This is a genomic window from Clostridium sp. Marseille-QA1073 (assembly GCF_054863625.1).
Genome location: NZ_JBSVQM010000022.1, coordinates 15,412 through 38,572, shown reverse-complemented (window position 1 = coordinate 38,572; position 23,161 = coordinate 15,412). Strand labels below are relative to the sequence as shown.

Genomic DNA, 23,161 nt, shown 5'->3' with positions numbered 1-23,161 from the left:
ATAAAACAAATGTATTTATAAAGTTTATATAAAATAATAAATATTTAGGAGTGATAAAATGAATAGTTCAGCAATTAAAATGGGTACATTGGCTGAAGCATGGCATGGTATAGATGGAAAGGCCAGAAATATAACATTTTCTATTACAGAGGACTGTAATTTAGCATGTAAATATTGCTATATGATTGGTAAAAACAATTTTAAGAAAATGTCTTTTGAAACAGCGAAAAAAGCAGTAGATTATATTCTTAATGATAGAGAGTTTTTTAATAATGAATCTATAGTATGGGAATTTATAGGAGGAGAACCTTTCTTAGAGATAGAGCTTATAGATAAAGTGTCTGATTACATCAAACAACAAATGTTTTTATTAAATCATCCTTGGTTTAATTCCTATAGATTTAGTTTTTCAACAAATGGGTTATTATACGATTCATCAGAAGTACAAAAATATATAACTAAAAATAGAAATCATGTATCAATAGGAATAAGTATAGATGGAAATAAGTTAAAGCATGATATGCAAAGAGTATTCCCTGATGGAAGCGGCTCTTATGATGAAGTTGTAAAAAAGGTACCATTATGGATTGAACAATTTCCAGATGCCCAAACTAAGGCTACTTTTGCTCATGATGATTTGCCTTATATAAAAGATAGTGTAATAAGCCTTTGGAATTTAGGAATAAAAAGTGTTGCTGCAAATATAGTTTTTGAAGATGTTTGGCATGAAGGAGATGACCAAATATTTGAAACACAACTTAGAGAGTTAGCGGATTATATACTAGATAATAAACTTTGGAAAGATTATTCAGTAAGATTTTTTGATCCTAATATTGGATTCCCATTAACAGAGGAGCTTAAAAATTCAAACTTCTGTGGTGCAGGGAAAATGACAGCTATAAGTACAGATGGAAAAATATATCCTTGCGTAAGATTTGTAGATTTTACTTTAAATAGTAAAAAAGGTTTATCAATAGGACATGTAGATACAGGTATAGACCATGACAAATTAAGACCTTTTAGCGTGTTATCCTTAAAAGCTCAAAGTCCTAATGATTGTGTTGAATGTGATGTTGCTACAGGTTGCGCATGGTGTACAGGCTTTAATTATGATGCTGCTGATACAGATACTATTTATCAGAGGGCAATTTTCCAATGTAAAATGCATAAGGCAAATGTAAGAGCAAATAAATATTTCTGGAGCAAGTTCGAAGAAGTTACTGGGCTCGAATCAGAGAGAAGAAAATTAGAGAGGGCTAATGATAAGTGGAGTCAACATAAGTATCTTCAAATTATAGCTTCAGATAATATAACACCGCATTGCACTTATAGAAATTTTAAAAATACTAATAATGTAATTTGTGATGAAACTTTAAAGAAGGCATTAGAATTTGCATCAAATAATAAGTTTATACCAGTTATGTTAGGAACATCTAAAGATATATTAAAAGATGCCATATCAATAGTAGATAGTAAAGATGAATTATCTAAGGGATATTCTATAAAAGTCTATGACAATACCATTAAAGGATTGGAAAATTCAGAAGGAATGTGTATTTTACTTATAAATAAGGACAATTTAAATAATATTTTACAATATGTTTCAGAACTTTATGAGAAACATTCAAGAGTAAATGTAATATTAGAAGATATTGAAAGCTGGAATGATTTAAATGTACAAGCATATAAAAGGCAACTTGAAAAACTTAAGAGTTTTACAACAGATACTTATAGGAAAGGTGAGCCACTTCATTTAAATATATTAACAGATAGAATAGAGCAAACCTCAATGTGTAACTGCGATGCAGGAAATACAACTTTTACATTAGCACCAAATGGAAAAATATATATATGCCCAGCTTTTTATTTCGATGATCCAGAAAGCCATATTGGAGATTTAGATAACGGTATAAAAATAAAAAATCCTAAACTTATGGAATTTGAAACTGCTGGAATATGCCATGAATGTGACGCATACCAATGTAGAAGATGTAAATTCTTAAATAAGAAATTAACAAATGAATACAACATTCCATCTAAGATTCAATGCGTAGTAAGTCACTTAGAGAGAAACGCTTCAAGAGAACTTCAAGAAATGCTTGTAAATGAAGACTTTATGAAGCCTAGTAATATTATAAGTAAGATAAATTATCTTGACCCATTAGAAAAAGTATTAAGTATGAGAGGAGAATAATCATAATGTATAGTGAAAAAGTTGGAGTTGTGACAGAAAATGAGAAGAGAGAAATATTAATATTAAATGAAAGAAAATCTTCATTGAAGGAACTTTTATTAACTTTAGATTCTCCTATGCTAACTTTAGATGAAAGAGATAGTATGTATAAAAAAATAGTTGAGGATATGGAGGAAGTGTCCTTAAAATATAGAGAATGGTGGACTGAAAAAAGTAGCAAATATAATTGGAAGTATAGTGAAAATGGAGAATGGAGCATTAATTTTCATACTAATGAAATATTCCTTATAGAAGAAGAATGTGCTTGTACAAAACAGGAATAATATACTTATAATTTGAAAGGAGGTGAATTTATGAAACATTTATTTGATCAAAAATCAACAGTAAACTACGCTGCTAGTTGCTCAGGTTGTTCAACAATGTGTGGAGATAGCTGTGCTAGAGCATGCTCCTATGGATGTACAGGAACTTGTAGAGGTCATTGTAGCACAAGTTGTGCAGATCGTTGTATGGCTGGACCTGGACCATACTAATACAATTTAAAAAATTATTAATTCATACTATTGAATTTCACACAAATTTAAATTTATTAATTTACAGAGATAGGGGAGCATTATATGAAATGTTGTTCCTTTTTATTCAATGTAAAACTCATTTATAACTTAAAAGGAGGAGAATTTTATGAAACATTTATTTGAACAAAAATCAACAGTAAGCTACGCTGCTGGTTGTTCAGGTTGTTCAACAATGTGTGGAGATAGTTGTGCTAGAGCGTGCTCTTATGGATGTAGTGGAAGTTGTAGAGGACATTGCAGCATGAGTTGTGCTGATCAATGTAGATTAGGACCAGGTATGTATTAACAAAATATTAAAATACCTTTAAGCTTTGATATAAACAAGTGCTATTAAACGAAACTATCAAATTTTGCAACAAATTTAAATTTATTAATTTACAAAGATGGGGGGAGCAGGATAGAAATTCTTGCTCTCTTTTATTTTGTAAAAGTAGTAAAAGTTAATAATGTAAGAGAATTATTATTAATATATTTGACTTTTATATGTTATTTTGAGATTAAATAGTTATTTCATAAATTTAAAAACTATTATAAACTTGTTAAGACACACAGTTTAAGTGTTTTGTATTTGATTGTATAGAATTTTACGTTTAATTTTGCAAGTTATTTCAATGGCTTATCTAATAGTCTTAAAGTTGTAATATTTTTTCTTTTTATGCATATTTATAGTCTAAAATAAAAGTCTAATACCTTGTAGGAAAGAAAAGCTGAAATACTAGCAGATTCAAAAAAAGTACTTTTAGAGGTATAATAAATGTATTATTGTCCTATTTTTAAAGATGAAATATACTAAGAATGTATTTGATATCTATTCGTAGAATTATTAAAAAGAACGATTAGGATAAGTACATTAATATGTCACTAAAATGGAGGATATTATATATGGAAAAGAAAGAATATGTAGAAGTAATAAAAGAATTGAGAGCTATGATTAAATCAGGAAAATACACAAAGTGTCCATGCCCTAAAGTTAAATGTGAGTGGCATGGAAATTGTTTTGAATGTGTAATGATACATAGAGTTAATCAAGACCATGTTCCAAATTGTATGCAGCCAATGCTTAGAAATAAAATTAAAGAACTTGCTAAAGTAGCTGAAATGATTACTGAACCAAAACCACTAACCCCTGGAGAGTATTGGGATTATGTAAATGAAGTTTGTCCTAAAGAGAGTGAAAAATAATAAAATATAAAGGAAGGAAAATGCTATGATTATAGATCACCTAAATAGGTATGTATCAAATGTAGATAAATTTATATTATTTTATGAAGGTGCACTTGATTATAAGTTGATTGATAGTGGTATAAAATTAAATGGGAAAAAATATGCCATATTAAAAGGTGACAAACATGAGCTATTCATTTCGGAAAGAGAAGGCTTCCAAGTTGAAGAGGAACAGAATTTTAGACATATAGGTTACTTTGTTGAAAATGTAGATGAGCTATTAGATACTTTAAAAATAAAGGGTTATGTTAACAAAGAAGAAAAAATTATCGTTAAAGAGTTTTCAAGACAATTTTACATTAAAGATCCTGATGGATTTGAAATTGATTTAATTCAATGGACAGATAAAGAAGGATTTTATAATAAGCTTAAACAAAAACAATAAGAGAGTATGTTAGTATATTTTTGCACCACTAATTGTTTTAGCCAAATTAATTTCTTAAATAGATTTTTCAATAAAGTGACTATGTCACTTTGAAAATGAATTAATTTAAAACTTCTGCTATAAAGGAGACGTACCAATAATTGTCCATTGTCAATCTCAATTCTCAACTTTATATTAATGTAAATTTAAATAATTTAATAGAACAATTTTATGAAAGCATAAATTAAATTTGAAAGTAGGATGTATATGGGGGAATAACTATGAATTTCAAATTTATTTCTATGAATAGTGAATATGCCCATGAGATTGCATATAATTGGAAGTATGATGGCATATTTTCATTTTACGATATGACTGCTGATGAAGAAGATTTAGAAGAATTTTTGATTGAAGATAGATGGGGCAGAAATGAGTTTGCTGTATTAAACGAAGAGAGTCAATTAGTTGGCTTCTATTCCTATTATTTTGAAGATGAGATTATGTGGATAGGCTTTGGCCTTAAGCCTGAATTAACATCTAAAGGACTTGGAGCTAATTTTGTAAATTCAGGTATTGATTTTGCAGTAGAAAAATTTGATTATAAGAAGGATTATGTGATGTTAGCAGTTGCTTCATTTAATCATCGAGCAATAAGACTATATGAAAAAATAGGATTTAAATATGTAGACAAATATATTCAACATACAAATGGGAAAGATTTTGAATTTATTAGAATGAAAAAATATATAGTTTAAATTTTGAAGAATACCCTTGATGAAAGTAATTCACAAGGGTTATTTAATTTTGTAAAGGAGTTAGTTCATCAAAATTAATAAAATCATTGTATTAATGGAGTATTATGGTAAAATATATTAGCACGATGAATAATTACTTAAAAATACAATTAAAGGATTGGAGGATAAATAACTGTTAAAGAAAAGTAAAAAAACGCTATAAAGGTATAATATTTTTTAAAAGATTTTTAAAATAGCCTATTTATTTAGTAATTTTAAAAGTGGTATGTAGCTTCAGTAGAATGTTTTTAAAATTTATTTTAAATTTTATTGTATATAACATTAGATATAGTAGTTATTGTTTTTAAATTTTTATTAGTTATTTTATCATCTCAAAGCTATTATATAAAGGTAGTAATTGGATATAATAGCTATTAGAATGTGAGGTGATAAATTTGATAAAAGCACTAAATATAAGATTATATCCAACAAAAGAACAAATAACTTTAATGTATAAACACATTGGTTGCATGAGATTTATTTATAATTGGACATTATCAATGCAAATAGAAAATTATAAAATTAATGATAAAAAGCTATCAGTTTCAGAATTAGGTAAGGAATTAACTATTTTAAAGGATACTGAAGGCTATGAGTGGCTTTATGAAGTATCTAATGCAACATTAAAGGAAAGCATTAGAGATTTAGATAAAGCATATAAAAATTTCTTTAATGGTAGCAAATTTCCTAAATTTAAAAGTAAGAAAAAATCAAAACCTAGATTTTATAGTAGACATGACAGAATTTATTTCAAAGAAGATTTTGTAAATCTTGAAAAGATTGGCAAAGTTAAATGCAGAGTAGACTATGATATTGATTTAACCACTATAAAGAATTTTAAAAATCCTAGAATACATTTTAATAACAGAGTATGGATACTCTCATTAGGTGTTGAAACACCATTAGAAAAAATTAAATTAAATGATTTTAGTTTAGGAATAGATCTCGGAATAAAGCAATTAGCAATAACTAATATAGATGATTTAGATGCTAAAAATATTAATAAAACAAATAGAGTTAAAAAATTAAATAAAAGATTAAAAAGATTGCAAAGACAATGCTCAAGGAAATATGAAAAAAATAAAAAAGGAGGTAGTTACCAAAAAACTAAGAACATTACAAAACTTGAAAAAAGGATTAAAAAACTTCATAGTAAATTTAAAAATATTAGACTAAATCATATCCATCAAAGCACTTCTAAAATCGTGAAAGCCAAACCTTTTAGGGTGATAATGGAAGATTTAAAAGTATCTAATATGATGAAAAATAAACACTTGTCAAAGGCAATAGCAGAGCAAGGATTTAATATATTTATAAATCAAATGAAATATAAATGTGAAAAGTATGGTATTGAATTTATTCAAGTACCTACATTTTATCCTTCAAGTAAAACCTGTAGTCATTGTGGTTCTATTAAGAGTGATTTAAAACTTTCAGATAGAGTTTATAAATGTTCTTGTGGTTTTAGTTGTGATAGAGATAAAAATGCTAGTTATAATCTTGCAAATTATGGTTTAGTATAATCAATTAAAAGATTAACTAAATTGGGTAATCGTTACAACCCACTACCTTATTAGGTGGCAAAGCCTATGGAGTGTTATATCAAACAGAAGTAGTTTCGACAAAACTGGACATTATGAAGTGGGAAATAAACAAAACTATAAACGTATATAATCTTTTTATAGAGCTTTTTAGTGTTTTGATAACGGGATGAAAATGATTGAAATGAAAGGAATATCAAAAAGTTTCCGTGTTTCTAAAAGAAAAGGAGGGTTAGGCAATGCTTTTAAGTCATTCTTTAAACGAGATTATGAAGTAGTAAATGCACTTGAGGACATATCATTTACTATAGATGAAGGGGAAATGGTAGGATACATAGGACCAAATGGTGCTGGAAAAAGTACTACAATCAAAATAATGAGTGGTATACTTCATCCTAATAGTGGAGAATGCTATGTAAATGGAAAAATTCCATGAAAAGATAGGATAAATTATGTAAGAGACATAGGAGTTGTATTCGGTCAACGTTCTCAACTTTGGTGGGATGTTCCTGTTGAGGATTCTTTTCAGCTTTTAAAGGATATATATAAAATTTCTGATAAAAGCTTTAAAAATAATATGAATATGATTAGTGATTTACTGGATATCGAAGATATTATTAAAGTGCCAACAAGGCAATTAAGTCTTGGGCAGCGTATGAGATGTGAAATAGCAGCATCACTACTACATAGTCCTAAGATATTGTTTTTAGATGAACCTACTATAGGTCTTGATGCAGTATCCAAAATTGCAGTAAGAGATTTTATAAAAACTATTAATAGAGAAAATAAAACTACTATTATACTTACAACCCATGACACACAAGATATAGATGCACTTACTAAACGAATAATTTTAATTGGTAAAGGAAAAGTTCTACTTGATGGTGATTTAGAGGATTTAAAGCAAAAGTTTAATCAAAATAGAAAGATAACTTTAGATTATAATGGTGATATAAATGAATTAACAAAAGGATTAGCCTTTGTAGAAAAATATTCTGGACATGCAGTTGTATCAGTTGATACGGAGATTATATCAATTTCATCTGCCATGTCTTATTTAGCTGAAAAGGTTGAATTAAATGACTTTAGTGTTAACTCAGCTACAGTAGATGATGTAGTAGTTGGTTTATACAAGGAGTATAAGATATGAAGGCATATTTATCATTTTTTAAAATTAGATTTATAAATGGACTTCAATATAGAGCAGCTGCATATGCAGGAATGGCTACTCAATTTGCTTGGGGATTTATGTATATAATGTTATATCAAACTTTTTATAATAGCAATCCCACTATGTCACCTATGAATTTTTCACAGATTTCAAACTACATATGGCTTCAGCAAGCATTTTTAGCACTTTTTATGACATGGTTTTTAGATAATGATATCTTTGATTTAATATCAACAGGAAATGTTTCTTATGAATTATGTAGACCACTGGATATTTATGATATATGGTTTGCTAAAAATTGTTCATTAAGACTTTCAAAAGCAGTTTTAAGATGTGGTCCAATATTGATTATTGCATTTCTTTTACCAGAACCATATAGATTTACTTTACCTAGCTCATATATGTCAGGTATCCTTTTTATTCTTTCTATGTTTTTAGCATTCATTGTAGTTGTAGCATATTGTATGCTAGTATATATACTTACTTTTTATACTATTTCTCCTATGGGAGTGAGAATGGTACTTGTTATGACTGCCGATTTTTTCTCTGGAGCACTTGTACCTTTACCACTTTTACCAAATTGGTTGACCAAATATATATATCTTACACCTTTTGGAGCTATGCAAAACGTTCCATTTAGAATTTACAGCGGAAATATTCCTCTAGATGATATCTTTAGGACAATTACATTACAAATAATTTGGGCTATAGTACTTATTGTAGTTGGTAAGGCCTTATTATCAAAAACATTAAAACGTGTAATTGTACAAGGAGGTTAAGGTATGAAATTATATATTAAATATCTTTCTATTCATTTACGTTCAGCTATGCAATATAAAACTTCATTTATACTTACCGCAATAGGACAAGCATTAACAACCCTTTTTTCATTTCTAAGTATGTACTTTCTTTTTGATAGATTTGGGAGTATTAAAAATTATACCTTTAATGAAGTATTATTATGTTTTAGTACAATATATATGTCCTTTGCACTAGCAGAATGTTTTGGCAGAGGATTTGATAGATTTTCTGGAATGATATCCAATGGTGAATTTGACCGAATTATGGTAAGGCCTCAAAATGAAATATTGCAGATAATAGGATCTAAGATAGAACTCACAAAAATAGGAAGATTTGGACAAGCGCTTGTTATCTTCGTTTATGCAATAATTACCTGTGGAATTCATTGGAATTTAGAAAAAATATTCACACTCACTTTAATGATAGCAGGCGGAGTATGCTTATTTGTCTGCTTATTTATGATATATGCATCAATATGTTTTTTCACTTTAGAAGGATTAGAACTTATGAGTATTTTCACTGATGGTGGAAGAGAAATTGCACAATATCCATTAGATATATATAAAGAATGGGTATTAAAATTTTTTACTTTTGTTATTCCACTTGCATTTATTAATTATTATCCTTTTTTATTTCTTATAGATAAATATCAAGGAGACAAAATTTTTCATATGTTATCGCCAATAATTTCTTTCTTATTTTTAATCCCAAGTTATATATTTTGGCGTTTTGGAGTTAGACACTACAAATCTACAGGATCATAATTAGGCAATTAAGAATTGAAAAAGGACAATTGACAATTGTGGTTGAAATTAGTTTTAATCAAACTAATTTCTTAAATAGATTTTGTAGCGGCGAACAATGTTCGCCACATTTCTCACTGCAGGAAAACAGTTTAATCAATGGATAATGAAAATAATTAATATTTGAGGTATAAAATGCAAAAAAAGTATATAAGTTAACGAAAAAATAGCATTGATATTAGCATTATCAATGCTATTTTTATTGGCATTTATGCTCAATATTATTTTAATTTTCCAGTAAGAATTTAATATTAATGCAGATAATAATACTAATATGAGTGAAAAAGGGTGAGATAATGAGAAAGGCTAATAAATCTATTATGATGCTAATTATCCTAATGTTAGGATTTCAGTTTATATTTGTTTCTGCTAATACATTATATCCATCAAATATACCGTATCAGCCACCAGAGCAATCAAGAGAAGAATTATATCAAGATATTTTTATATCATTGTTATTACCATATATTCAAAATGAAGTTGATAAATACTACTCAAAGTACCTAACGCAGACTCCAATGGTTGCTCCCTACACAGTATATGTATTGAATGCTGAAAGACCGAATGGTTATCGAACATTCTCTTTTAGATTAAAACTTCAAGTTGATTCTTATATAGGACCACACAACAGTGTGGGACTTGACTATATAACTGTTATAATAGAAGGCTTGGGAAATGTTAAAATTGAAAAATTTGAACATATAAAAAGTTATGTGCTGCCTCCTAACTACGAGGATATAATTAAGAAAGGTTATAAAAATCCGATTCCTTAAATTAGTATTATTTTCAATTGTAAAATTTAATAATGCAGATGTAGAACTCTGCATCTAAGGGTGGAAGATAATTTTGTAGCGGCGAACAGTGTTCGCCATTTTTTTATTAACAGCTAATTTCTAACTAAATAAGTTATCTCTTAATATTTGTAAAAAAGGAATTTTTTAGTTTGCATTGAATATAGACACAAATAGACAAATGTGCTTATAAAATGATTTTAAATAAGGGGATAAAATATGAAAAATTATTTAGAAGAAGGGGTTCCAACTATAGAGGAAGCAAGATTATTATTGGAGGATGGAAAAAGATTGTTTCCAGGTCCTTGGATAGAACATTCAATTAATGCTGGAAAAGCAGCAGAATTAATAGCAAAGAATTGCAAGGATTTAAATCCGGAGGTTGCATTAGTTCTAGGTATGCTCCATGACATTGGAGTAAGATTCGGTCCAACATATATGAAACATACTTTACTTGGTTATAATTTTGCCATGGAAAAAGGATATCATAAAGTAGCAAGAATTTGTTTAACTCATTCATTTAATTGTAATGACATAAGAAGTAGCTTTGGTAGATGGGATTATTGTAGTGATGAAGAATATAATTTTATTAAAGATTATATTGAAACTGCAAAATATGATGATTATGATAAGTTAATACAATTATGTGACGCATTAGCACTTCCAAGTGGATATTGTTTAATGGAAAAGAGAATGGTTGACGTAGCATTAAGACATGGAATGCATGAACATATCATTGATAAATGGAAAGCAACCTTTGAAACTAAATTATATTTTGAAGAAAAAATGGGGAAATCGCTATACAGCGTATTGCCAGGAGTTGTAGAGAATACTTTTAAATAATGCACAATGCACATTTCACAATTCACAATTAAGGATGAAATTATTTTTTTAGTAAAATAATTTCTTTAAATTTATTTTGACTAGTAATGCAATTGCTAGTTACTATATGGCGAACGCTGTTCACCACTATAGCTAATCAGTTGAAAATTTCTCAGTAGTACCTGAGAAATATCCACAATTGTGAATTGTGCATTGTGAACTGTGAATTAAATTAAGTTGTGCATCGTGAATTGAATTAAGTTCTCAATTGTTAAAGGGGGCGAGTATATGAGAACATATGGAGTACAGTTTAACAGTACAAGCTTATTAGTAGAATTTGATTTTTGGAGGATATTAGTTTTAAATTTTTTAGAAGATGCAGATAGTATAAGAATAGATTGCTGGAATGAGGAAGAAGTTATTAAAGAGCTTTTACCTTTAAGTAAGGAAGTAGATAGGGATAGCTACAGAGATATGACTATTTTTACTTTTAACATTAATGAGAATGTAATTAATGAAATAATTTATAATGGATTTAACAAAAATAAACGACTTAAATGGTTTTCTCTTTTTTTGCAAAGAGAAGAAGAAATATTATTTTTTTCTGGGCATTATGGAACTGAGTTATCAATGGATAATATTACAAGTGAAGAAGTGAAATGGGTTAAGTATGTGGTTCCAAAGACTTTTTCTTTCCATTCATGGATTTCAAAGAAAAAAGAGGTATAAAAGATGAAAAGTAAAGATATAAAGATATCTTGTTGAGCAAGTAAAGAAAATTCTGTTGGTTTAGCAGAACAATTTTATGCATGTCCTATATGCAATGGAAATACTAAAGAAGTAAAAGGAATAACTGTTAGGCATTTTATAATTGATAGCCTTGTGCACAAAATAAATCAGGATAATTATCGTATTTGCTTAAATCAAGATTGTGAAGTTGTTTATTATGGTTTACATGGGAATGTAATATTTAAAAAGGAAGATATGAAAATTCCTATTTGGTATAAAAAAGACGCAGATCCTAAATACATATGTTACTGTAATCATGTGACAGAAGAACAAATTATTAATGCAGTCCTTAATGATGGAGCAAAAGATATAAAGGATATTATTAAAATTACAGGAGCAATGAAGAATGGAAAATGTGAAATTAATAATCCTTTGGGTAAATGTTGTAGCCCTATTATTCAAGAAACAATCAACTATATGAAATAGCACATGAACAAAAGAAAGTAACAAGCAATATATTAAAACTGAAAGTTCCTAAGTCTAAACCTAAGACACTATCCAAAGAGGAAATAGGAATGCTCATTAGAGCCTGTAATAACCTTAGAGATAGGTTTTTACTAAATCTACTTTATGAAACAGAATTGAAGGCAAAGCATGATGAAAATGAGGAGGTAAGTATATGGATGTTTCACATATTGTTGAAAGAATTAATGATCTTTTTAATGTAACAAGTAAGGAAATCTATTCTAGTGAATCTGGGATTACATACCATGCAGATAAAAAAGTTAAAAAATTAGGATACTGTGTTAATCTAACGCTTGAAACTATAGAGGAAGCAAGAATTCATGGAGTTGATATGATGATGACACACCACGATGCATGGGATGAAATATATGGATTAAAAGAGGCATGCATAGAAAAACTAGCAGAGTATGGTATAAGTCACTACTATAATCACTTGCCACTTGATGACTGTAACTTTGGAACAAATGATAGTTTATTAAAAAAATTGAATTTAGAAAATGTCAAAAGAACCCACGAATGGGAAGGGTTATATTTTGGTAGAATCGCAGAATATGATGAAGAAATTGAATTTAATGAATTAGTAAAAAATATTGAAAATCTACTTGAAGAACCAGTTAAATTTTGGCGGTTTAATGACAAAAAGGTGAAGCGAGTGGGCTTAGTCTGTGGTAATGGAGGACCAACAACTTGCCTTAAGGAAGCAGTTGAAAATAAGTGTGATGTATACATTACAGGTGAATGTAATTTGTATACGATTCAATATGCTAAGTTTAAAGGGATAAATCTTATCATTGGGAGTCATACTTTCACAGAATTCTTTGGAATTCAAAGTTTAGCATTGAAATTGAATGAGAATAAAAAAGAACTTGAAGTAGTGAGACTTAATGAAGATCATTATGAAGCAAATATAAAATAAGACATAATAACAGAGAAATACGTATAACTTAAAAGAATTTAACAATTAAATTATAGACTACATTAATTATATGTGGTCTATGTATAAAGATAGTAAAATAAGCCAGTGTAGGGTGCACTACACTAGATATACAAAGGGGTATAAAAATGGTAAATGAATATTCAAAATTATGATTTGAAGTATTTATGAAAGGTAAAAATGTTTCTGATACTGAGATAGAAGTGAATTTTTTAAAGAAACATCTTCCAATATCAAATTATAAAAAAATATTGGACCTTTGCTGTGGTTATGGTAGGCATTCTAATATGTTGGGGGAATATGGATATAATGTCCTAGGAATTGATAGAGATGAAGATGCTTTGATAAAAGCTGAAAAATCAGCTAATAAAAATGTTGAATATCTTTCATATGACATGAGAAACATAGAGAAATTGCCTTATTCTTTTGATGGAATAATTAGCATGTGGCATAGCTTTGGGTATTTTAATGATGATGTGAATATTAGCATCATTAAACAAATAAGTAGTTTGTTAAATAAGAATGGCAGATTTATATTAGATATTTACAATAAAGATTTTTTGAAAAGAATGTTGGAAAGAGAGAATTTACTAAAGAAAATCTACTAATAAAAGAAGAAGTGAAAAAAGAAGGAAATAGATTTAATGTAACTCTTAGTTATGACAATACCAATATAATAGATGAGTTTAATTGATATTTATATTCAAAGGATGAAATAACAAACTTATGCAAAGAGTATAGCTTAATATGTAAGACAGCATGTACTTGGTGTGATGAAGGACAAGCGATAGATGAACATACACCAAGAATGCAACTTGTTTTTGAAAAAAATTAATTAAACAAAAGTATAGAAGGCTGGAACGACAATGCTTAGAAAGGAGAAAAAATGTTTATATGTTTTGCATTACTTGTTGATTACAAAATTAGTAATTATGCTAGAAAAATTGTTTATGATATTACTAATAAATATGGAGCATCTATAGAGCCAGCCCTATTACCACAGCACATATCATTAAAACAATCTTTTAAAGTGAATAGTATTGATAAGATAGAATCATATTTTGATAATTTAGCAGATAGTTTAAAGTCTTTTGACTTAGAGTTTTCAAAAATCAATTTAATTGAGGTAAAAGATAATGAAAATGATATAGAAATTTTATGGCTTGATGTCAATGAAATAAGATATTTGAGAGACATACATAATAGACTTAATAAAGAACTGCTTGAAAAATTTGAAATACCTAAATCCGGTTTTGACGGAGAGAATTTTCATTTTCATTCAACATTATCTTTTGGATATAATCAGAAAAAAGATTTTAAAGAAATAAAAAGAGAGCTTTGTGATAAGGATTTAAATTTAAGATTTACTGTTAAAGAAATAGCCTTATTTTACTCACCGGATGATGAATGTATACAGGAAGATTTATAACATATAAAATACTTCCTATATCTCAAAAATAGTGATTTGTATTTACTTTAGAATAAATTTTGGAAGAATTAATATGAATCTAAATGATTATAAGGGAGTTAATCTAATTTTAGATAGGGGATTAATATGAAAGTTTTAATAGGTCAGCCAATCCATGAGAAAAATATAGAGCAACTTGAAAATGAAATAAAGATGAATAGAGAAATAGATATAGTATTATTTCCAGAAGGATATTTATCAAATGAAAAAATTTTAGAAGAGGCTTGTGAAATAGCTAAAAAATATAATGTAGCTATTATTACATCATACAGATTTAATAATAAAGATAGAGCAATAGTAATAAATAATTGCGGGGAGAAAATTTTAGAAAGAGCTAAAACTCCACCGAGTGAAGATGAAGAACTGTATACACCAATGTCAGTTGATTATAATAAAACAACAATTGGGTACTTGCCTGGGCATCTTCAAAAAAATAAAAAGCCAGTATGCTAGACTATTTTGTGACATACTGCGTTGTCAGAACCCAATGATAGCATAACTATCATTGGAACCTGACGCCTTGTCTGGCACAAAATATTCTTGCATCTTTGGCTAATTATTTTATTTCAGATACCCTGCATGGAAATCTTAAAAGGTGTAAGAGATTTGAAGAATGTAAATAAAACAATTGATTTTATTGCACATCCAATTGGCGTTGGAATGTTTAGTGATGAGCAATTTGACCAGTGGATAAACGAGGGAAAAAATATTGCTAAAACATATAAAACAATGATAATTGGTACAAGTCATGCAGATGGATCATATAGAAATTGTGGAATATCAATCCTTATTTCATATTGCATTGATAATAATGGAGAAGCTATATACATTTCAAAAGCAGACACCCGAACACGAATTGTAAATCTATCTACAAAAGAAGTTAAGGTTAACTCTTAGTAGTATAAAAATTTATAATACTCAGGATTTAAAAGTATAAAAATAATCTATTAAATTTTATAAGTTATAAATTGAATTTTATTATTTTAAAAATTAAAGTGGGGAATTGATTAAAATGATAATTAGAAATTTCAAAGTTGAGGATTACGATGAAGTTATTAACTTATGGAAAAGAAGTGGTTTAAAAATTAAGCAGTCAGATAGCATTGAAGAAATCAAGAAAAAATTAGAAAGAGATAAGGAACTATTTTTAGTTGCAGAGGATAATGAAATTATTGGAGCAGTTATTGGAGCATGGGATGGTAGAAGAGCATGGATATATCATTTAGCGGTGTTACCTGAAAGAAGGAATGAAGATATAGGTACTAAAATTATTAAAGAGTCGGAATTAAGATTGAAGAAAAAAGGAGCTTTTAAAATTAATCTACTAGTAGAGCCACATAATCAAGGTGTTCAATCATTCTATGAGAAACAAGAATATAAAAGTGAAAATTTAATTTTTATGACAAAAAAACTTTAAATGGTTATGACTATAATTATATGTATTCAAAATAAAAAAATATTTAGTGTAGGGGCGAACAGTGTTCGCCTCAAAATCTAAATTTTTTTCTGTTATCAGATATTGTACAGAGAGTTAATGTTTCAATAAATAGCACAAAAATAAAACATTTTTTAATATTACAGATTCAATTATCTTAGGGGGATATGAATGATAATAAGAGAATATAATGATGCTGATAATTTTCAATGGGTAAGGTGTAGAGTCTTATCCTTTTTAGATAGTGCATATTTTGATAATGTATTAAGGGAAAAAGAACACTATGAAAATCCTTCAATTGAACTAGTAGCAGAAGTAGATAATAAGATAGTAGGTTTAATTGATATAGAGTATGAAACAGGAAAAGGAAAAGTTTGCTATAATGCTAATGAATTAGGAGGGGTTGTATGGCATATAGCGGTATTACAGGAATATAGAGGGCTTGGAATTGCAACTTTATTATTAAATGAAGCAATAAATAGATTAAAGAATAAAGGTATAAAAAAACTTGAAGCATGGACAAGAGATGATAAGTCGGTAAATGATTGGTATAAAAACAGAGGATTTAACTGGAAAGAATCATATCTACATGTCTACACTGAAGGAAATGAATGTAGTGAGATTACTGAATCTAAAATTAAAAAGTTATTTATATGTAATTGTTTTACACATTATGTAGGGGAAGAAAAAGAAGAAATTAAAAATAAATTTAAAAGAGTTCATGAATGTAATTTGTATGAATTAGTACTTTAAAACTAATTGAAAATCTTCTTATTTTAAAATTAATGTAAAGCTTATATAACTTTTATTACATATTAAAAAGTAAATTTATAGTATCTTCTATAGGCATACAATACGAAAAATTAATGTATACTTTGGAAAATAAATTTTCTATAAAAATAGACTAACCCCTTAGAAATTAAGGATTAATAATGAAGAATGAAAAATTTAGGATGAAATTCACCCTTAGTGAATTTCTTAAAATAAAATTTATTCTCAAAAAACTTCAAAGGTCTTAACCGTGAAGTTTTAACCATAATTCTTCATCTTTCATCCTTAATTTTTCATTCATAGAAAAGAATTTTTATGGAAATTAAAATCATGCATAAGTTAAATTTCCATTGAGGAACTCTATATTAGGCAATGATATAATATATATACAAAATTTTATAACTGTTGGAGGAATATAGAATGAGAGATTTTTTTCTTACTACAGCAAGATTAGGATTTTCAGTATGGAGTGAAGAAGACTTAAATGATGCTTTAGAACTTTGGGGCAATGCTAAGGTAACAAAACTAATTGTTGCAGATGGTAAAATGTCAGAAAAGCAAGTTTATGAGAGGCTAAGAAAAGAGATAGAAATGTATAAAAACTATAATATTCAATATTGGCCAATATACCTTAAAGAAATTAATGAAAATGTAGGTTGTTGTGGACTAAGACCCTATGATTATGAAAATAAGATTTTTGAAATAGGCATACATTTAAAAGATAATTATTGGGGATCTGGCATTGCTACAGAAGCATGTCTTGCTGTCATTAAATATGCATTTACTAATCTTAATGCTAAGGCAATTTTTGCTGGTCACAATCCTAAAAATATTGCATCTGCTCAATTACTTAAAAAACTTGGATTTACTTATATACATGATGAATTTTATCCACCAACAGGGCTATATCATCCTTCATATTTAATGACTGAACAGGAATACAAAATTAAATATATAAATTCATAGTAATTAAATGAATTATATATAGTTTTTAAATAAGTTAATTTAACAAATATATTAGATGATAGAGATACGTGAATAAGGAGTGATTGAAATGGAAGCATTTTCAATAGGTAAAGTATATAAAGATACAAATGGATTCAAGACAGTAGATATTAATCCACTTCCAAAAGGATTTTGTAGCTTTGATTGTGTATTTTGTCCATTAGGAAGAACTGATGTAAAAACAGAAGAAAAGTTTTTCTTTGATGAAACAAAAAATTTTATTAATAAGTTATCAAATTTTTTAGATTCAATTGATGTTGAAATTGTATTTATAAATCCTGATGGTGAATCTATGGCAAATGGAGAATTAATAGATATTATAAAACTCATAAAAGATAAAGGCAGAAAAGTGAAGCTTTTAAGTAATGGTTATCTTTTAGATAAAGAAGAAAATAAAGAAGTCCTTGAATTGTGCGATGAGGTTATAGGAGAATTGGCAGTTACAAATGAAAAGTATTTTCAGAAATTACAAAGACCTCTTGAAGGGTATACATTAGAAAAATACATCGATAACATGGCTAATTTTAAAAAATGGTTTAAAGGCAAATTTATTTTAGATATTACCATTATAAAAAATTATTCAGATACAGAGGAATCTATTAAGCTCTTTAAAGAAATAATTGAAAAAATAAGTCCCGATGAAGTATTTCTAGAAACACCAGATGAGGATAGATTTAAGGGCGCATTTGAAGTAAGTAATGAAAGACTTAATGAAATAAGAAAAAAGTTATGTATTTAAATAAAGATTTATATTGTGGAATATAATATTTAAAGTGAATAATTAAAAATAGACAAGTTGTTGAATTTATTAAGTATAGATTAAAGTAAAAATATTTATTTATGATATAAATATAATATTTTGGAATGAAGATAATTTATATTAGAGGAGGAAACAAATTATGAAAGTAGTTGTTGTTAATTATGACCAAGAATGGGCTTCAATATATAATCAAGAGGCAAAGAAGATAAAAGAAATACTTGGAAAGGAATTAATAGAAATTCATCATATCGGAAGTACTTCAGTGGAAAATTTAAAGGCTAAACCAATCATTGATATTATGCCAGTAGTGCATGACATTGAAAAAGTAGACCAATATAACGATAAATTTAAAGAATTAGGATATGAACCTATGGGGGAATATGGAATTGCAGGTAGACGATACTTTAGAAAAGGTTTAGAGAATAGGACACATCATGTTCATATATTTGATGTCAATAATGTTTGTGATATTGAAAGACATCTTGCAGTTAGGGATTATCTAAGAACTCATCCAAAAGACTCATATGAGTATGGAGAGCTTAAGCAAGAACTTGCAAATAAATATCCATCAGATATTGAAGCATACTGTTTAGGTAAGGATTCATTTGTAAAGAATTTGGAAAGAAAAGCAGTTGATTGGTATCATAAATCGAAATAAGCATAATTTATAGTTAATTATAAGACGCATATTAAATCTATATATATGTTATTTTTAGTATAAGAAAGATGGTGACAATAGAATGAACCTGCAACTGAAAAAAGCCACTCAAAAAGATGCTGAAGAATTATTTAATCTACAGGTTAAAACATTTATGCCTTTACTTGAAAAATATCAAGATTATGAAACAAGTCCTGCAAATGAAACTCTTGAAAAAACTATAAGCAGGATTAACTACAAATTAGGTGATTATTATAAGATAATCTGTAATAACATGCTTGCAGGTGGAATTCGAATTGTATGGTGGGAAGACACAACAAGATATAGACTAGGTCCAATATTTATTGCACCAGAATTTCAGGGAAAAGGCATTGCACAGCAAGCAATAAATATGGTTGAGAAACTATATCCACAAGCTGCAACTTGGGAGCTTGATACAATTTTACAGGAAAAGAAAAATTGCTATTTATATGAGAAAATGGGTTATTGTCAAGGTGAAGAAAGAAAAATAATAAATGATAATATGACAATTGTATTTTATAAAAAGCATGTATAGGGACGGTTCATTAGAAATTATAAAAATATAAGAGGCATAAACTGGGAAAGTTAAGGACTTAGTGAATTTAATTCAATTGATTAATGGAGAAAATGACTTACCAAAGAAATATAAGAATTTTAAAAAGCTTATAATATCTACTTTACGAAATTACTATTAACATTAATGATATTTGTAAAATAAAATTATTTTATAAAATATTGTAAAGCTATTAATATTGAAATAAGGTGAGAGGGAAAATGAATAAAGAATATAATATAAGACCTGCAAATGAAAATGAAGATAATATTTTAACTGAAGTTGCGTTAAGGGCAAAGGCTTATTGGGGATATGATAAAGAGTTTTTAGAAAAGTGCAGACAAGAATTAACTATCACAAAGGAATTCATTAATAGTAATCCTATATATGTAGTTGAAGATGAAAATAATATTTTAGGTTTTTATGGACTAAATATTGAAGATAGTAATGAAATATATTTAGAATACATATTTCTTGAACCTAATGTAATTGGAAAAGGTATAGGTAAAATGCTATGGAGGCATATGGATGGAGTATGTCATCAATTAAAAATTAAGGAGATTAAAATTGTTGCAGAGCCATTGGCTGAAAAATTTTACTTAAAAATGGGAGCAAAATCTATTGATAAAATTGAATCTTCAGTATCAAAAGGGCGTATGTTACCTTTGATGATTTATAATATTTAAAATAAGATTAGAGCTATTCTTTTCAATATACTTATAATCGCATGAAAAAATTAACATAAGGAATCCTTAGTAAAAACTAAAGATATAATGGTATAATCTATTTTAGATTAACAAGAGATGAGCAGGTGAAACGAATGAAAAATACATTTTTACCAATTAGTAAAGAAGATATGAAAAGCAGAGGATGGGAAGAATTAGATTTTGTTTTAGTTACAGGAGATGCATATATAGATCATCATAGCTTTGGAACTGCAATTATTTCTAGAGTTTTAGAAAATGCAGGCTATAAAGTAGGAATAATAGCTCAACCAGATTGGAAAAGTGTTGATGACTTCAAAAGGTTAGGCAGGCCTAGGCTAGGCTTTTTAGTAAATGCAGGTAATATGGATTCTATGGTTAACCACTATACTGTAAGTAAAAAGCTAAGAGATAAAGATTTTTATTCTCCTGGTGGAAAGATGGGATTAAGGCCAGATAGAGCAACAATTGTTTATTGTAATAAAATTAGGGAAGCATATAAAAATGTCACTATTATAATTGGTGGTGTAGAAGCAAGTCTTAGAAGATTTGCTCATTATGATTATTGGAGTGATAAGGTAAGAAAATCTATGCTCATTGATAGTGGGGCGGACCTTTTAGTATATGGAATGGGTGAAAAGCAAATTGTTGAGATTGCTAACAATTTAAATGATGGTTTAGAGGCTAAGTATATCACCCATATTCCAGGTACTTGTTATGTAGCAGAAAATTTAGAAAGCATAAGTGATTATATTGAAATACCTTCATATAAAGAAGTTTGTGCAGATAAGAGAAAGCACGCAGAAGCTTTTAAGGTACAATATGAGGAGCAGGACCCAATTAGGGGGAAGACTATAGTACAAAAACATGCAAAAAAATATTTGGTACAAAATAAACCAGAGATGATATTAAATAGAGAAGAATTAGATAAAGTATATTCTCTTACTTATCAAAAAAGTTATCACCCAATTTATGAAGAACAAGGCGGAATAGCTGCTATAGATGAAGTTAAATTCAGTATAGTTAGCTCAAGAGGATGTTATGGAAACTGTTCTTTTTGTGCCATAACCTTTCATCAGGGCAGAATTGTACAAAGTAGAAGCGAAGATTCAATATTAGAAGAGGCAAAGGAAATTACAAATCTTGAAGACTTTAAAGGATATATTCATGATGTTGGAGGACCAACTGCAAACTTTAGAGGGCCTGCTTGTAAAAAGCAATTAAAGTTTGGAGCTTGTAAAGACAAACAGTGTTTATATCCAAACCCATGTAAGAACATGGACGTAGATCATAGTGAATACCTACAATTACTTAGAAAGGTAAGAAGTTTACCTAAGATTAAAAAGGTATTTGTACGTTCAGGATTAAGATATGATTATATAATGGCAGATAAAAATGATAAATTTTTTAAAGAACTTATAGAGCATCATGTAAGTGGTCAATTAAAAGTTGCTCCAGAACATGTATCAGCTAATGTTTTAAAATATATGGGAAAACCAGCTGGAAAAACCTATGATAAATTTAGAGAGAAGTTCTTTAAAATAAATGAAAAGTTAGGTAAAAAGCAATACATAATACCATACTTAATGTCAAGTCATCCGGGAAGTACTTTAGATTCAGCAATAGAATTAGCTGAGTATTTGAGAGATATAAATTATCAACCAGAGCAGGTTCAAGATTTCTATCCTACTCCTGGAACACTATCAACAGTTATGTTTTATACAGGACTTGACCCATTAACCATGGAAGAAGTTTATGTCCCTAAAACTAGACATGAAAAGGCTATGCAAAGAGCATTGCTTCAATTTAGAAACCCTAAGCATTATAATTTAGTATATGAAGCATTAACTGAAGCAGGAAGAATAGACTTAATTGGATATGGACCAAAATGCTTAATTAAACCTAAGGGAAACAAAAGCAATGGAGAATACAATAAATATAAAAAATCAGGTACATATAAATCTAAGACTAAAGACAAGCCTAACACAAAGGAAAATAATCGTAAAGAAAGTAATAAGAGATTAAAACAGAGTAAACCAAAAGATAGAGTTAAAGGTAATAATAAAAACAGTGGAAAAAGTAGAAGACGATAATATATAGATATATCACTTTTAAATTTAATCTATCCATTTATATATAATTGCGTCATTAAGTAGTTTAAGGTTACATTAATATGAAATTGAGAATTTTTATTGTAGATTCCACCCCTGGGGAACAGCGCGAAGCACTTTATGGTTCCCTGGGGTGCAGTATAATTTGGAGCTAAAGCTAGTGAGTTTATGCTAATATTATGGAGATAATCAATACATTCTAAATATTGTTCAATACCGCAGATATTGTGCCGTATCCCACTGCACCCCAGGGGTCTATATAAGAAAGTAGTTGCAGATTTAAATGTTGTGACTGCTTTTATTTTGTTTAAAACTTATAACTTTGTTATAGACCCCAGGGGGGGAATTTTTAAATAATTGTTAGTCGTGAATTCAATAATTTTAATTAGCGTGACAGCAGGCACGCT

General features: G+C 28.3%; 27 protein-coding genes and 2 pseudogenes. All 29 read left to right on the top strand.

The window, feature by feature from the left end; genetic code table 11:
• The first annotated feature begins 58 nt into the window (after window positions 1-58).
• Window positions 59-2,194 carry a radical SAM peptide maturase, CXXX-repeat target family gene (locus ACY1IQ_RS16870; protein ID WP_461615066.1) on the top strand — a complete coding sequence of 712 codons (2,136 nt, stop codon included), beginning with the start codon at window positions 59-61 and terminating at the stop codon, window positions 2,192-2,194.
• A gap of 5 nt (window positions 2,195-2,199) precedes the next feature.
• On the top strand, window positions 2,200-2,517 hold the full coding sequence (locus tag ACY1IQ_RS16865; RefSeq protein WP_461615065.1) for a CXXX repeat peptide modification system protein: 318 nt from the start codon (window positions 2,200-2,202) through the stop codon (window positions 2,515-2,517).
• Between the two features lie 30 nt (window positions 2,518-2,547).
• Window positions 2,548-2,727 (top strand): hypothetical protein, encoded by a 180-nt coding sequence (locus ACY1IQ_RS16860; protein WP_461615064.1) that lies wholly within the window; start codon window positions 2,548-2,550, stop codon window positions 2,725-2,727.
• Window positions 2,728-2,875: 148 nt separating this feature from the next.
• Window positions 2,876-3,055: a hypothetical protein gene (locus ACY1IQ_RS16855; protein ID WP_461615063.1), complete on the top strand. Its 180-nt coding sequence runs from the start codon at window positions 2,876-2,878 to the stop codon at window positions 3,053-3,055.
• A 596-nt stretch (window positions 3,056-3,651) separates the two neighbouring features.
• Window positions 3,652-3,951, top strand: a complete 300-nt coding sequence (locus ACY1IQ_RS16850; protein ID WP_461615062.1) for a hypothetical protein — start codon at window positions 3,652-3,654, stop codon at window positions 3,949-3,951.
• Window positions 3,952-3,976: 25 nt separating this feature from the next.
• Window positions 3,977-4,378, top strand: coding sequence for a VOC family protein (locus ACY1IQ_RS16845; protein WP_461615061.1), 402 nt, complete (start codon window positions 3,977-3,979; stop codon window positions 4,376-4,378).
• A 260-nt stretch (window positions 4,379-4,638) separates the two neighbouring features.
• Window positions 4,639-5,112, top strand: coding sequence for a GNAT family N-acetyltransferase (locus tag ACY1IQ_RS16840; protein WP_461615060.1), 474 nt, complete (start codon window positions 4,639-4,641; stop codon window positions 5,110-5,112).
• 434 nt (window positions 5,113-5,546) lie between these two features.
• On the top strand, window positions 5,547-6,674 hold the full coding sequence (locus ACY1IQ_RS16835; RefSeq protein WP_461615059.1) for an RNA-guided endonuclease InsQ/TnpB family protein: 1,128 nt from the start codon (window positions 5,547-5,549) through the stop codon (window positions 6,672-6,674).
• Window positions 6,675-6,861: 187 nt separating this feature from the next.
• Window positions 6,862-7,842: pseudogene (locus ACY1IQ_RS16830) on the top strand (ABC transporter ATP-binding protein).
• On the top strand, window positions 7,839-8,642 hold the full coding sequence (locus ACY1IQ_RS16825) for an ABC transporter permease (RefSeq protein ID WP_461615058.1): 804 nt from the start codon (window positions 7,839-7,841) through the stop codon (window positions 8,640-8,642). The pseudogene ACY1IQ_RS16830 and the gene ACY1IQ_RS16825 overlap by 4 nt, the downstream one beginning before the upstream one ends.
• A 3-nt stretch (window positions 8,643-8,645) precedes the next feature.
• Window positions 8,646-9,428, top strand: coding sequence for an ABC transporter permease (locus tag ACY1IQ_RS16820; RefSeq protein ID WP_461615057.1), 783 nt, complete (start codon window positions 8,646-8,648; stop codon window positions 9,426-9,428).
• A 335-nt stretch (window positions 9,429-9,763) separates the two neighbouring features.
• Window positions 9,764-10,240: a DUF3888 domain-containing protein gene (locus ACY1IQ_RS16815; protein ID WP_461615056.1), complete on the top strand. Its 477-nt coding sequence runs from the start codon at window positions 9,764-9,766 to the stop codon at window positions 10,238-10,240.
• 237 nt (window positions 10,241-10,477) lie between these two features.
• Window positions 10,478-11,101, top strand: coding sequence for an HD domain-containing protein (locus tag ACY1IQ_RS16810; protein WP_461615055.1), 624 nt, complete (start codon window positions 10,478-10,480; stop codon window positions 11,099-11,101).
• A gap of 267 nt (window positions 11,102-11,368) precedes the next feature.
• Complete coding sequence (locus ACY1IQ_RS16805) at window positions 11,369-11,809, top strand: hypothetical protein (RefSeq protein ID WP_461615054.1); 441 nt, start codon at window positions 11,369-11,371, stop codon at window positions 11,807-11,809.
• Window positions 11,810-11,812: 3 nt separating this feature from the next.
• Complete coding sequence (locus ACY1IQ_RS16800; protein WP_461615053.1) at window positions 11,813-12,295, top strand: Csac_0668 family 2Fe-2S cluster-binding (seleno)protein; 483 nt, start codon at window positions 11,813-11,815, stop codon at window positions 12,293-12,295.
• Window positions 12,283-12,451: pseudogene (locus ACY1IQ_RS16795) on the top strand (tyrosine-type recombinase/integrase); the annotation flags it as partial. The gene ACY1IQ_RS16800 and the pseudogene ACY1IQ_RS16795, both read left to right, overlap by 13 nt.
• A gap of 37 nt (window positions 12,452-12,488) precedes the next feature.
• Window positions 12,489-13,250 (top strand): Nif3-like dinuclear metal center hexameric protein, encoded by a 762-nt coding sequence (locus tag ACY1IQ_RS16790; RefSeq protein WP_461615052.1) that lies wholly within the window; start codon window positions 12,489-12,491, stop codon window positions 13,248-13,250.
• Between the two features lie 185 nt (window positions 13,251-13,435).
• Entirely contained in the window at window positions 13,436-13,876 is a 441-nt protein-coding gene (locus ACY1IQ_RS16785) for a class I SAM-dependent methyltransferase (RefSeq protein ID WP_461615051.1), read from the top strand.
• 278 nt (window positions 13,877-14,154) lie between these two features.
• Window positions 14,155-14,697: a 2'-5' RNA ligase family protein gene (locus ACY1IQ_RS16780; protein WP_461615050.1), complete on the top strand. Its 543-nt coding sequence runs from the start codon at window positions 14,155-14,157 to the stop codon at window positions 14,695-14,697.
• A 126-nt stretch (window positions 14,698-14,823) separates the two neighbouring features.
• Window positions 14,824-15,189: a hypothetical protein gene (locus ACY1IQ_RS16775; RefSeq protein ID WP_461615049.1), complete on the top strand. Its 366-nt coding sequence runs from the start codon at window positions 14,824-14,826 to the stop codon at window positions 15,187-15,189.
• A gap of 87 nt (window positions 15,190-15,276) precedes the next feature.
• The gene (locus tag ACY1IQ_RS16770) at window positions 15,277-15,633 is read left to right on the top strand and encodes a hypothetical protein (RefSeq protein ID WP_461615048.1); all 357 of its coding nucleotides are present in this window, start codon (window positions 15,277-15,279) and stop codon (window positions 15,631-15,633) included.
• A gap of 115 nt (window positions 15,634-15,748) precedes the next feature.
• Complete coding sequence (locus ACY1IQ_RS16765; RefSeq protein ID WP_461615047.1) at window positions 15,749-16,153, top strand: GNAT family acetyltransferase; 405 nt, start codon at window positions 15,749-15,751, stop codon at window positions 16,151-16,153.
• Between the two features lie 189 nt (window positions 16,154-16,342).
• Complete coding sequence (locus ACY1IQ_RS16760; RefSeq protein WP_461615046.1) at window positions 16,343-16,924, top strand: GNAT family N-acetyltransferase; 582 nt, start codon at window positions 16,343-16,345, stop codon at window positions 16,922-16,924.
• A gap of 438 nt (window positions 16,925-17,362) precedes the next feature.
• Window positions 17,363-17,908 (top strand): GNAT family N-acetyltransferase, encoded by a 546-nt coding sequence (locus ACY1IQ_RS16755; protein ID WP_461615045.1) that lies wholly within the window; start codon window positions 17,363-17,365, stop codon window positions 17,906-17,908.
• A gap of 88 nt (window positions 17,909-17,996) precedes the next feature.
• Entirely contained in the window at window positions 17,997-18,686 is a 690-nt protein-coding gene (locus tag ACY1IQ_RS16750) for a radical SAM protein (protein WP_461615044.1), read from the top strand.
• A 160-nt stretch (window positions 18,687-18,846) separates the two neighbouring features.
• Window positions 18,847-19,365, top strand: a complete 519-nt coding sequence (locus ACY1IQ_RS16745) for a GrpB family protein (RefSeq protein WP_461615043.1) — start codon at window positions 18,847-18,849, stop codon at window positions 19,363-19,365.
• 82 nt (window positions 19,366-19,447) lie between these two features.
• Window positions 19,448-19,921, top strand: coding sequence for a GNAT family N-acetyltransferase (locus ACY1IQ_RS16740; RefSeq protein WP_461615042.1), 474 nt, complete (start codon window positions 19,448-19,450; stop codon window positions 19,919-19,921).
• Between the two features lie 239 nt (window positions 19,922-20,160).
• Window positions 20,161-20,625 (top strand): GNAT family N-acetyltransferase, encoded by a 465-nt coding sequence (locus tag ACY1IQ_RS16735; protein WP_461615041.1) that lies wholly within the window; start codon window positions 20,161-20,163, stop codon window positions 20,623-20,625.
• A 134-nt stretch (window positions 20,626-20,759) separates the two neighbouring features.
• Window positions 20,760-22,736, top strand: a complete 1,977-nt coding sequence (locus tag ACY1IQ_RS16730; protein WP_461615040.1) for a YgiQ family radical SAM protein — start codon at window positions 20,760-20,762, stop codon at window positions 22,734-22,736.
• The last annotated feature ends 425 nt before the right edge of the window (window positions 22,737-23,161 follow it).

Bases quoted from the DNA above. Each gene is read 5' to 3' on its own strand.
- ACY1IQ_RS16870 (WP_461615066.1), top strand. From the start codon at position 59: ATGAATAGTTCAGCAATTAAAATGGGTACATTGGCTGAAGCATGGCAT.
- ACY1IQ_RS16865 (WP_461615065.1), top strand. From the start codon at position 2,200: ATGTATAGTGAAAAAGTTGGAGTTGTGACAGAAAATGAGAAGAGAGAA.
- ACY1IQ_RS16860 (WP_461615064.1), top strand. From the start codon at position 2,548: ATGAAACATTTATTTGATCAAAAATCAACAGTAAACTACGCTGCTAGT.
- ACY1IQ_RS16855 (WP_461615063.1), top strand. From the start codon at position 2,876: ATGAAACATTTATTTGAACAAAAATCAACAGTAAGCTACGCTGCTGGT.
- ACY1IQ_RS16850 (WP_461615062.1), top strand. From the start codon at position 3,652: ATGGAAAAGAAAGAATATGTAGAAGTAATAAAAGAATTGAGAGCTATG.
- ACY1IQ_RS16845 (WP_461615061.1), top strand. From the start codon at position 3,977: ATGATTATAGATCACCTAAATAGGTATGTATCAAATGTAGATAAATTT.
- ACY1IQ_RS16840 (WP_461615060.1), top strand. From the start codon at position 4,639: ATGAATTTCAAATTTATTTCTATGAATAGTGAATATGCCCATGAGATT.
- ACY1IQ_RS16825 (WP_461615058.1), top strand. From the start codon at position 7,839: ATGAAGGCATATTTATCATTTTTTAAAATTAGATTTATAAATGGACTT.
- ACY1IQ_RS16820 (WP_461615057.1), top strand. From the start codon at position 8,646: ATGAAATTATATATTAAATATCTTTCTATTCATTTACGTTCAGCTATG.
- ACY1IQ_RS16815 (WP_461615056.1), top strand. From the start codon at position 9,764: ATGAGAAAGGCTAATAAATCTATTATGATGCTAATTATCCTAATGTTA.
- ACY1IQ_RS16810 (WP_461615055.1), top strand. From the start codon at position 10,478: ATGAAAAATTATTTAGAAGAAGGGGTTCCAACTATAGAGGAAGCAAGA.
- ACY1IQ_RS16805 (WP_461615054.1), top strand. From the start codon at position 11,369: ATGAGAACATATGGAGTACAGTTTAACAGTACAAGCTTATTAGTAGAA.
- ACY1IQ_RS16790 (WP_461615052.1), top strand. From the start codon at position 12,489: ATGGATGTTTCACATATTGTTGAAAGAATTAATGATCTTTTTAATGTA.
- ACY1IQ_RS16785 (WP_461615051.1), top strand. From the start codon at position 13,436: ATGAAAGGTAAAAATGTTTCTGATACTGAGATAGAAGTGAATTTTTTA.
- ACY1IQ_RS16780 (WP_461615050.1), top strand. From the start codon at position 14,155: ATGTTTATATGTTTTGCATTACTTGTTGATTACAAAATTAGTAATTAT.
- ACY1IQ_RS16775 (WP_461615049.1), top strand. From the start codon at position 14,824: ATGAAAGTTTTAATAGGTCAGCCAATCCATGAGAAAAATATAGAGCAA.
- ACY1IQ_RS16765 (WP_461615047.1), top strand. From the start codon at position 15,749: ATGATAATTAGAAATTTCAAAGTTGAGGATTACGATGAAGTTATTAAC.
- ACY1IQ_RS16760 (WP_461615046.1), top strand. From the start codon at position 16,343: ATGATAATAAGAGAATATAATGATGCTGATAATTTTCAATGGGTAAGG.
- ACY1IQ_RS16755 (WP_461615045.1), top strand. From the start codon at position 17,363: ATGAGAGATTTTTTTCTTACTACAGCAAGATTAGGATTTTCAGTATGG.
- ACY1IQ_RS16750 (WP_461615044.1), top strand. From the start codon at position 17,997: ATGGAAGCATTTTCAATAGGTAAAGTATATAAAGATACAAATGGATTC.
- ACY1IQ_RS16745 (WP_461615043.1), top strand. From the start codon at position 18,847: ATGAAAGTAGTTGTTGTTAATTATGACCAAGAATGGGCTTCAATATAT.
- ACY1IQ_RS16740 (WP_461615042.1), top strand. From the start codon at position 19,448: ATGAACCTGCAACTGAAAAAAGCCACTCAAAAAGATGCTGAAGAATTA.
- ACY1IQ_RS16735 (WP_461615041.1), top strand. From the start codon at position 20,161: ATGAATAAAGAATATAATATAAGACCTGCAAATGAAAATGAAGATAAT.
- ACY1IQ_RS16730 (WP_461615040.1), top strand. From the start codon at position 20,760: ATGAAAAATACATTTTTACCAATTAGTAAAGAAGATATGAAAAGCAGA.